Source organism: Mycobacterium scrofulaceum, from assembly GCF_002086735.1.
GTDB lineage: Bacteria > Actinomycetota > Actinomycetes > Mycobacteriales > Mycobacteriaceae > Mycobacterium > Mycobacterium scrofulaceum.
In genome coordinates, this window is sequence record NZ_MVIJ01000056.1 from 21,892 (window position 1) to 30,861 (window position 8,970).

Annotated in this window: 8 protein-coding genes; 2 read left to right on the forward strand and 6 right to left on the reverse strand. The window is 67.9% G+C overall.

Annotated elements, in window-relative coordinates:
• Positions 1 to 43: 43 nt before the first annotated feature.
• The 3 genes from ilvC to BST44_RS24785 are packed head-to-tail and all read right to left on the reverse strand — an operon-like array spanning position 44 to position 3,457.
• A complete protein-coding gene (gene ilvC / locus BST44_RS24775) occupies positions 44 to 1,045 on the reverse strand; it encodes a ketol-acid reductoisomerase (RefSeq protein WP_083179633.1) in 1,002 nt (333 codons plus the stop codon).
• A 46-nt stretch (positions 1,046 to 1,091) separates the two neighbouring features.
• Complete coding sequence (gene ilvN, locus BST44_RS24780) at positions 1,092 to 1,589, reverse strand: acetolactate synthase small subunit (protein ID WP_083179634.1); 498 nt, start codon at positions 1,587 to 1,589, stop codon at positions 1,092 to 1,094.
• Positions 1,589 to 3,457 carry an acetolactate synthase large subunit gene (locus BST44_RS24785; RefSeq protein WP_083179635.1) on the reverse strand — a complete coding sequence of 623 codons (1,869 nt, stop codon included), beginning with the start codon at positions 3,455 to 3,457 and terminating at the stop codon, positions 1,589 to 1,591. Before BST44_RS24785 ends, ilvN begins: the two co-directional genes overlap by 1 nt.
• Positions 3,458 to 3,771: 314 nt before the next feature.
• On the opposite strand from BST44_RS24785, the gene BST44_RS24790 reads away from it, so the two are divergent.
• On the forward strand, positions 3,772 to 4,128 hold the full coding sequence (locus tag BST44_RS24790) for a PH domain-containing protein (RefSeq protein WP_083179636.1): 357 nt from the start codon (positions 3,772 to 3,774) through the stop codon (positions 4,126 to 4,128).
• A 5-nt stretch (positions 4,129 to 4,133) separates the two neighbouring features.
• Here BST44_RS24790 and BST44_RS24795 read toward each other — a convergent pair whose 3' ends face one another.
• Entirely contained in the window at positions 4,134 to 4,994 is an 861-nt protein-coding gene (locus tag BST44_RS24795) for a DoxX family protein (RefSeq protein WP_083179637.1), read from the reverse strand.
• Positions 4,995 to 5,243: 249 nt separating this feature from the next.
• Here BST44_RS24795 and BST44_RS24800 point away from each other — a divergent pair, with 249 nt between their 5' ends.
• Positions 5,244 to 6,365: a PQQ-dependent sugar dehydrogenase gene (locus tag BST44_RS24800; RefSeq protein ID WP_083179638.1), complete on the forward strand. Its 1,122-nt coding sequence runs from the start codon at positions 5,244 to 5,246 to the stop codon at positions 6,363 to 6,365.
• A gap of 4 nt (positions 6,366 to 6,369) precedes the next feature.
• Here BST44_RS24800 and gatB read toward each other — a convergent pair whose 3' ends face one another.
• Both gatB and BST44_RS24810 read right to left on the reverse strand, forming a co-directional pair.
• A complete protein-coding gene (gatB, locus tag BST44_RS24805) occupies positions 6,370 to 7,881 on the reverse strand; it encodes an Asp-tRNA(Asn)/Glu-tRNA(Gln) amidotransferase subunit GatB (protein WP_083179639.1) in 1,512 nt (503 codons plus the stop codon).
• A 102-nt stretch (positions 7,882 to 7,983) separates the two neighbouring features.
• A partial coding sequence (locus tag BST44_RS24810; RefSeq protein ID WP_341865324.1) for a MinD/ParA family ATP-binding protein occupies positions 7,984 to 8,970 on the reverse strand: 987 nt, incomplete at its 5' end.

Consider the following 8,970-nt stretch of genomic DNA (forward strand, 5'->3'; position numbering starts at 1 on the left):
CAGCCGGAAAATTCGCAACAGCTTCACGCTCGACGAAACGAACTTACGCCGTCTCGGTGATCGGCCGGTCGACCCAGCTCATCAGGGCGCGCAGCTTCTTGCCGGTCACCTCGATGGGATGCTCGGCGTTCTCCTTGCGCAGCTGCTCGAGTTGCTTGTTGCCACCCTCGACGTTGGCAACCAGCTTCTTGGTGAAGGTGCCGTCCTGAATGTCGCGCAGGATCTCCCGCATCCGCTCCTTGGTCCCGGCGTCGATCACCCGCGGGCCCGACAGGTACCCGCCGAACTCGGCGGTGTCGGACACCGAGTAGTTCATCCGCGCGATGCCGCCCTCGTACATCAGGTCGACGATCAGCTTGAGCTCGTGCAGCACCTCGAAGTAGGCCATCTCCGGCGGGTAGCCGGCCTCCACCATGACGTCGAAACCGGTCTTCACCAATTCCTCTGTGCCACCGCACAACACGGCCTGCTCGCCGAACAGGTCGGTCTCGGTCTCGTCCTTGAAGGTGGTCTTGATGACGCCGGCCCGGGTGCCGCCGATGGCCTTGGCGTAGGACAGCGCCAGCGCCTCACCCTTGCCGGTCGGGTCCTGGTCCACCGCAATCAGGCAGGGCACGCCCTTGCCGTCGACGAACTGGCGGCGCACCAGGTGGCCGGGCCCCTTCGGGGCGACCATCGCGACCGTGACATCGGCGGGCGGCTTGATCAGGTCGAAGTGGATGTTGAGCCCGTGCCCGAAGAAGAGCGCGTCGCCGGGCTTGAGGTTGGGCTCGATGTCGCTGGCGAAGATGTCGGCCTGCGCGGTGTCGGGCGCCAGCAACATGATCACGTCGGCCCACTTGGCCACCTCGGCGGGGGTGTCGACCTCGAGACCCTGCTCGGAGACCTTGGCCCGGGACTTCGAACCCTCCTTGAGCCCGACGCGCACCTGAACACCGGAGTCGCGCAGGCTCAGCGAATGCGCGTGCCCCTGGCTGCCGTATCCGATGACGCCGACCTTGCGCCCCTGGATGATCGACAGGTCCGCGTCGTCGTCGTAGAACATTTCTAGTGCCACTGTTGAATATCTCCTTGTGTGTTTTTGGCCGTAGCTATTTGGCGCCCAAGCCGCGGGGGCCGCGGGACAGCGACACCACACCGGACTGGACGATCTCGCGGATACCGAACGGTTCCAGCACCCGCAGCAGCGCCTCGATCTTGCCGCGGTCACCGGTGGCCTCGATCGTGAGGGCCTCCGGAGACACGTCGATCACCTTGGCGCGGAACAGGTTCACCGCCTCGATCACCTGGCTGCGGCTGCCGGCGTCGGCGCGCACCTTGATCAACGCCAACTCGCGCGACACCGCGTGACCCTCGTCCAGCTCGACGATCTTGATCACGTTGATCAGCTTGTTGAGTTGCTTGGTGATCTGCTCGAGCGGGGTCTCCTCGGCGCTGACCACGATGGTCATCCGCGACATGTCCTTCTGCTCGGTGGCGCCCACGGCCAGCGACTCGATGTTGAAACCGCGGCGCGAGAACAGCGCCGCCACCCGCGCGAGCACGCCGGGTTTGTCCTCGACCAACACCGACAGCGTATGCGTCTGCATCAGGCGTGCCCTTCGCTCTCGTCGTCGAACAGCGGGCGGATGCCGCGGGCGGCCTGGATCTCGTCGTTGCTGGTGCCGGCGGCCACCATCGGCCACACCTGCGCGTCCGCGCCGACGATGAAGTCGATCACCACCGGACGGTCGGTGATCGCGCGGGCCTGATTGATCACGTCCTCGACGTCTTCCTCACGCTCGCAACGCAATCCGACACAACCCAGCGCCTCGGCCAGCTTGACGAAGTCGGGGATGCGATGCGAATGGGTGGCCAGGTCCGTCTGCGAATAGCGCTCCTCGTAGAACAGCGTCTGCCACTGGCGCACCATGCCCAGGTTGCCGTTGTTGATCAGGGCCACCTTGATCGGCACCCCCTCGATCGCGCAGGTGGCCAACTCCTGGTTGGTCATCTGGAAGCAGCCGTCGCCGTCGATGGCCCACACCTCCGCCTCCGGGCGGGCCATCTTGGCCCCCATGGCCGCCGGGACGGCGAATCCCATGGTGCCCAGCCCGCCGGAGTTGATCCAGGTGCGCGGGTTCTCGTACGAGACGAACTGCGCCGCCCACATCTGGTGTTGGCCCACCCCGGCGACGTACACCGCGTCCGGGCCGGCGATCTGGCCCAGCTTCTCGATGACATATTCCGGGCCGAGGCTGCCGTCGCTCTGCGGGCCGTAGCTCAGCGGATAGGTGGCCTGAACGCTGTCCAGGTAGGCCCACCATTCGGTCATGTCGATGTGGCCAGGGATGTCGTAGTGACGCAGCATCGCGATCAGCTCGGTGATGACGGCCTTGACGTCGCCGACGATCGGCACGTCGGCGTGGCGGTTCTTGCCGATCTCGGCGGGGTCGATGTCGGCGTGAATGACCTTGGCTTCCGGAGCGAAGGTCTCGAGCTTTCCGGTCACCCGGTCGTCGAACCGGGTGCCCAGCGCGATCAGCAGGTCGCTGCGCTGCAGCGCCGCCACCGCGGCGACGGTGCCGTGCATGCCGGGCATGCCGAGGTGCTGACGGTGGCTGTCGGGGAAAGCGCCGCGCGCCATCAGCGTGGTGACCACCGGGATGCCGGTCAGTTCCGCGAGCTCGCGCAGTTGCTCGCTCGCCTCGCCGCGGATGACGCCACCGCCGACGTAGAGCACCGGCTTGTGGGCGTCGCCGATCAGCCTGGCGGCCTCGCGGATCTGCCGGTTGTGCGGCTTGGTGTTGGGCTTGTAGCCGGGCAGGTCCATGCGCGGCGGCCAGCTGAACGTGCACTGCCCCTGCAGCACGTCCTTGGGGATGTCGACCAGGACCGCACCGGGGCGCCCCGAGGCGGCGATGTGGAAGGCCTCGGCGATCACCTGCGGGATTTCGTCACCCGAGCGGACCAGGAAGTTGTGCTTGGTGATCGGCATCGTGATGCCGGAGATGTCGGCCTCCTGGAAGGCGTCGGTGCCGATCAACGTGCGACCGACCTGGCCGGTGATGGCGACCACGGGCACCGAGTCCATCTGGGCGTCGGCCAGCGGGGTGACCAGATTGGTGGCGCCGGGGCCCGACGTCGCCATCATCACGCCGACCTTGCCGGTGGCGTGCGCGTAGCCACTGGCCGCATGGCCGGCGCCCTGCTCGTGGCGAACCAGCACGTGGCGCAGCTTCTTCGAATCGAACAGCGGGTCGTAGACCGGCAACACGGCACCGCCGGGAATCCCGAAGATGACCTCGACGCCGAGTTCCTCCAAGGAGCGAATCACCGACTGGGCGCCGGTAAGTTTCTCGGGCCCAACGCGTTTCGGCTTGGTGGTCGGCGACTTCTCGGCGGGCTTGGCCGCGTCCGTGGCGATGTCGGCGGCACGCTGGGGCTCGGTGGCGTGCGGCCTGGCGGGAGCGCTCACTGTCTTTGGTCCTTATTCACTCTGGGAATCTCGCTCGGGGGCAACAAAAAACCCCCGACAGCTCATCTGCTGCACGAGGGTTGCGCGTTGGTCTGGATAGCTTCAAATGCCGAAGAGGCTAGTCAGGCACCAACGCGCCGACTAATTACTACGAGCATCCCGGGCTTTCCGGCGGTATCCATAACACCCGACGGTAGCCTTCGCACAGCTCAGCAGTCAAATCCGTGACCGTCGGCCCGCGCGCACATCCGGTCCCCCGCGCCGGATGAAATGATGGTCGGGTGGCTACCGGTTCGTCTTTCCGTACACCCGTCGTGATCAAGGTGTCCCCGATCGCGCACCTGGCCGTCGGCTTCGTCACCCTGGGGTTGCTGATACCGGTGATGCTGTGGCCGCCCACGGCTCCGCTGCTGCTGATCCCCGTGGTCCTGTCGGCGATGATCGTCCGCCTGCGCACCGTCGCAGACGATCGAGGCGTGACCGTCCGAACGCTGCTGGGCGGCCGGACGGTGCGGTGGGATGAGATCGACGGCCTGCGCTTCCACCGGGGCTCGTGGGCGCGGGCGCAACTCAAGAGCGGCGCCGAGTTGCGCTTGCCCGCGGTGACCTTCGCGACGCTCCCGCAACTGACCGAGGTCAGCTCCGGGCGCGTGCCCAACCCCTACGCGTAGGCGGGTCAGGCGATCGGGTTCACCCCGTTGAGCAGCACCCACACGGCGACGCCGGCGGCGATGCCGACCAGTAGGGCGACAAACGACCCGATGAAGGGCCGATGGGACCAGCCGCGCCGCGCGTCCAGGCCGTAGCGGCCCGGCCCGCACAGGATGACCGCGACGGCCAGCACGATCAGCGTGATCTGGTATTCATGCCCGTCCGGCAGGAAATAGGTGAAGGTGTGCGGGTGCGGCCGCGCCGAGACGGTGGCCAGCAGGCCGTTGATCAGGAACGCCAGCGCGCCGGCCGCGGCCACCGGGGTGAACAGCCCCAGCACCAGCAGCACGCCAGCGACCAGCTCACCGCCGGCACTGACGTAGGCGAGGATGTCGGCGTGCTGGTAGCCGACGTCCGACAGCGAGTTTCTGAACCCGCCCACGCCCGAGCCACCCCACCAGCCGAACAGCTTCTGCAGCCCGTGGGCGGCCAGCACGAACCCGAGCCCGACCCGCAAGATCAGCAAACCCAGGTGCTGGGTGCCGCGGCGCCCGACGTCGTGCACGCGGCCGTAGTGTTCGTCGGCGTCGATCTCGGCGGGCTCGGCGGCCGCGTGCCGGGTGGGTTGCGGCTGGACGTAAGGCAGGGGCTCCTGCTGGTCGAGCACGTTGTAACCCGTCGCCCTGGGCCCGCCCACGGCGGCATGGTCGCCCATGTAGGGGATGACGGTGGTGGTTCCGGTGGAGGGGTTGAAGTCGCCGGGGTAACCGACCGGCGTCAGATCATCCTCGGGGTCAACAACACGCGCCGTGGCCGGGCGTCCCGGGGTCGGTTCCGGCGATTCGCCGGGCCGTTGCCAATGTCCGTCATTCGGTTGACTGGTCACGGGTGTCAGGGTAAGGGCATTTGGCGCTGAATTGGGGATTTGAGCGGCGCTTTCGCCAGGCAATCGGTGGTTTGCCTGCCGAACAAGCCCAGATTGGCCCGAAACGGGCTCACAGGGGGCTTTGCCGGGGCCGTCGCCGGGGATTGGGGCCGGTCGGCGGGCGTGAAGGAGGTTCCCACCGGGTGCCGACGGACCGGCCGGCCGCAGGCGTGTGGCGGGGGCGGGCGCACTATCCGTAGCCTGTCGGTCATGCGACTACGGCGCTCGGTTCGGTGCGGATTTGCCGCGCTTTGCGCGGTGGTGCTGGTCGCGAGCGGATGCGCACGGTTCAACGACGCCCAGTCTGAGCCCTTCACCACCAATCCGGAACTCAAGCCGCAACCCAGCTCGACGCCTCCCCCGCCGCCGCCGCTGCCGCCCACGCCGTTCCCGAAGGCCTGCCCGGCCCCCGGCGTGATGCAGGGCTGCCTGGAGAGCACCAGCGGCCTGATCATGGGGCCCGACAGCAAAACCGCCCTGGTCGCCGAGCGCACCACCGGCGCGGTCAAGGAGATCTCGGTGAGCGCCGAGCCGAAGGTGAAGACGGTCATCCCGGTGGACCCGACCGGTGACGGCGGCCTGATGGACATCGTGCTGTCGCCGACCTACACGCAGGATCGGCTGATGTACGCCTACATCAGCACGCCGACCGACAACCGGGTGATCCGGGTGGCCGACGGCGACATCCCCAAGGACATCCTGACGGGCATCCCGAAGGGGGCTACCGGAAACACCGGGGCGCTGATCTTCACCAGCCCCACCACGCTGGTCGTCATGACCGGCGATGCGGGCAATCCGGCGGCGGCCGCCGACCCCAAGTCGTTGGCCGGCAAGGTGCTGCGCATCGAGCAGCCGACGACCATCGGGCAGGCGCCGCCGACGACGGCGCTTTCCGGCGTCGGCTCCGGCGGTGGTCTGTGCATCGATCCGGTCGACGGCTCGCTCTATGTCGCCGACCGCACCCCGACGGCGGATCGGTTGCAGCGCATCACCAAAACGTCGGAGGTCTCCACGGTGTGGACGTGGCCGGACAAGCCCGGCGTGGCCGGGTGCGCGGCGATGGACGGGACAGTGCTGGTCAACCTGATCAACACCAAGATGACGGTGGCCGTGCGACTGGCGCCGGCGACGGGTGCGGTCACCGGGGAACCCGACGTGGTCCGCAAGGACACCCACGCCCACGCGTGGGCGCTGCGGATGTCACCGGACGGAAACGTCTGGGGCGCAACCGTCAACAAGACCGCCGGCGACGCCGAGAAGCTCGACGACGTGGTCTTCCCGCTGTTCCCGCAGGGCGGCGGATTCCCGCGGAACAACGACGACAAGACCTAGTTCGTCAGCTCTGCCCGCAGGCGGCCAGCACCAGTTCGCGCACCCGCGCGGCGTCGGCCTGCCCCCGGGTGGCCTTCATCACCGCGCCGACGATCGCGCCGGCCGCGGCCACCTTGCCGCCGCGGATCTTCTCCGCCACATCGGGATTGGCGGCCAGCGCCTCGTCGACCGCGGCCTGGGTGACGGAGTCGTCGCGCACCAGCTCGAGGCCGCGGGACGCCATCACCTGATCGGGTTCGCCCTCACCGGCCAGCACCCCCTCCACGACCTGGCGGGCCAGCTTGTTGGACAGCTTGCCCTCGTCGACGAGCGCGATCACCGCGGCGACTTGGGCGGGGGTGATGGCCAATTCGTCCAGCCCGACGTTCGCCTCGTTGGCCTTCTGCACCAGGAAGTTTCCCCACCAGGCGCGCGCCTGCTCGCTGGTGGCGCCGTGCTTGACGGTTTCGGTGACCAGTTCCACGGCGCCGGCGTTGACCAGGTCGCGCATCACCTCGTCGGAAACGCCCCATTCCTGTTGAATCCGCTTGCGGCTCAGCCACGGTAGCTCTGGGATGGTCTGGCGCAGCTGCTCGACCAATTCGCGGCTGGGCGCCACGGGTTCCAGGTCGGGCTCCGGGAAATAGCGGTAGTCCTGTGCGGTCTCCTTGGCGCGGCCGGGGCTGGTGTACCCCGCCTCGTGGAAGTGCCGGGTCTCCTGGATGATCTGACCGCCCGACGCGAGGACGGCGGCCTGCCGCTGCATCTCGTAACGCACGGCGACCTCAACGCTTTTCAGCGAGTTGACGTTCTTGGTCTCGGTGCGGGTGCCGAACTCGGTGGTTCCGGTCGGCATCAGCGACACGTTGGAATCGCAACGCATCGAGCCCTGGTCCATCCGGACGTCGGATACGTCCAAGGCGCGCAACAGGTCTCGCAATGCCGTGACGTACGCGCGCGCAATCTCCGGCGCCCGGGCGCCGGCACCCACGATCGGCTTGGTCACGATTTCGATCAGCGGCACGCCGGCACGGTTGTAGTCGAGCAGCGATGTGGTGGCGCCGTGGATGCGCCCGGTCTCGCTGCCCAGGTGGGTCAGCTTGCCGGTGTCCTCCTCCATGTGCGCGCGTTCGATCTCCACCCGCCAGGTGGTGCCGTCCTCCAGCGGCGCATCCAGGTATCCATTGACGGCGATCGGCTCGTCGTACTGGGAGATCTGGTAATTCTTCGGCATGTCCGGGTAGAAGTAGTTCTTCCGGGCGAAGCGGCACCAGGGCACGATCTCGCAGTTCAACGCGAGCCCGATCCGGATCGCCGACTCCACTGCCGCGCGGTTGAGCACCGGCAGCGAGCCGGGCAGGCCGAGGCACACCGGGCACACCTGGGTGTTGGGTTCGGCGCCGAACGCGGTGGAGCAGCCGCAGAACATCTTGGTGACCGTCGACAGTTCGACGTGCACCTCGAGGCCGAGTACCGGGTCGAAACGCGCGAGGACGTCGTCGTAGTCCATGAGATCGGCGCTGGCGGCAAGACTCATGCCGTCGATCGTAATGGTGACCGCGAGCGCGGCGCCGCCGGGCGAAGCGGGTCACCACCAACAGGCCAGTGGTGACCGCGAGCGCGGCGCCGCCGGGCGATCTCAGGGCCAGTGCGGCGAGCGGGGCGCCGGGAATCGGCCGAGTTCCGCACCCCTGCCGGGGAACATGTCGGCCAGCACGGCCGCCATCTCGAGGTAGCTGCGCCGGCTTTCCTTGCTCAGTCGATCCAGCTCGATCTGTTTGCCGTCGTGTATGTGCCGATCGAACGGCAGCACCACCGTCGCGGCGACGCGGGCAGACAGTCGCTCCAGTTCCTTGGCGGCCAACAGCTCCACCCTGGCCGGCTCGACGTGGTTGACCGCCAGCACCGTCGACCGCACCAACGGCTGATATCCGTTGTTGCCCAGCCAATCCAGCGTGGTGGCCGTCTTCCGTATCGCGTCGATGGAGGTGCTGGTCACCACCACCAGCGCGCGCGCCTCGGGCAGAACCGCTTCCATCACACCCGAATTGAGGGCCTTGGCGCAGTCCACCAGCACCACGGAATAGTGGTTGCGCAGCAGGGAGAACGCTTTGACCACATCATGGCGCTCGAGTCGCCAGTCGGTCTGCGCGTAATCCGGCAACGCGAGCACTTCCAAGCCGAAATTGTTCATGTAGGTATGGGCCCGGACGTCGGCATAGTCGGTGATCGCCTTGTCGGCCAGCAGCTCGGCCATCCCCGGTGAGTGCGGACGGCCGTGCCGCTCCGCGAGGTCGCCGGCATCGATGTCGACGGCGATGACCCGGTCGTGGCGCACGTCGGCGAACGTCGAGCCCAGTGCCTCCACGACCGCCGTCTTGCCGACGCCGCCTTTGAGGTTGAGAACGGCGACGGGGAATGCGCCCCCGACGGCCGCGCGGATACGGCTGCGCAGGTCCTCTTTGTACTGCGCCTCTTTGCCGACGCCCAGATCGACGCCGGTCACGCGGTGGACCACTTCTCGCCAGCTAAACCGCGAGGATTCAGCCCGTTGCTGCTGGTCCAGCCCGTCCAGGGCCATTCCGCCGGGCAGCGGGGGCCGCCGCGGGGGCGAGGGGGCCCGCGA

Bases quoted from the DNA above. Each gene is read 5' to 3' on its own strand.
- ilvC (WP_083179633.1), bottom strand. From the start codon at position 1,045: ATGTTCTACGACGACGACGCGGACCTGTCGATCATCCAGGGGCGCAAG.
- ilvN (WP_083179634.1), bottom strand. From the start codon at position 1,589: ATGCAGACGCATACGCTGTCGGTGTTGGTCGAGGACAAACCCGGCGTG.
- BST44_RS24800 (WP_083179638.1), top strand. From the start codon at position 5,244: ATGCGACTACGGCGCTCGGTTCGGTGCGGATTTGCCGCGCTTTGCGCG.
- gatB (WP_083179639.1), bottom strand. From the start codon at position 7,881: ATGAGTCTTGCCGCCAGCGCCGATCTCATGGACTACGACGACGTCCTC.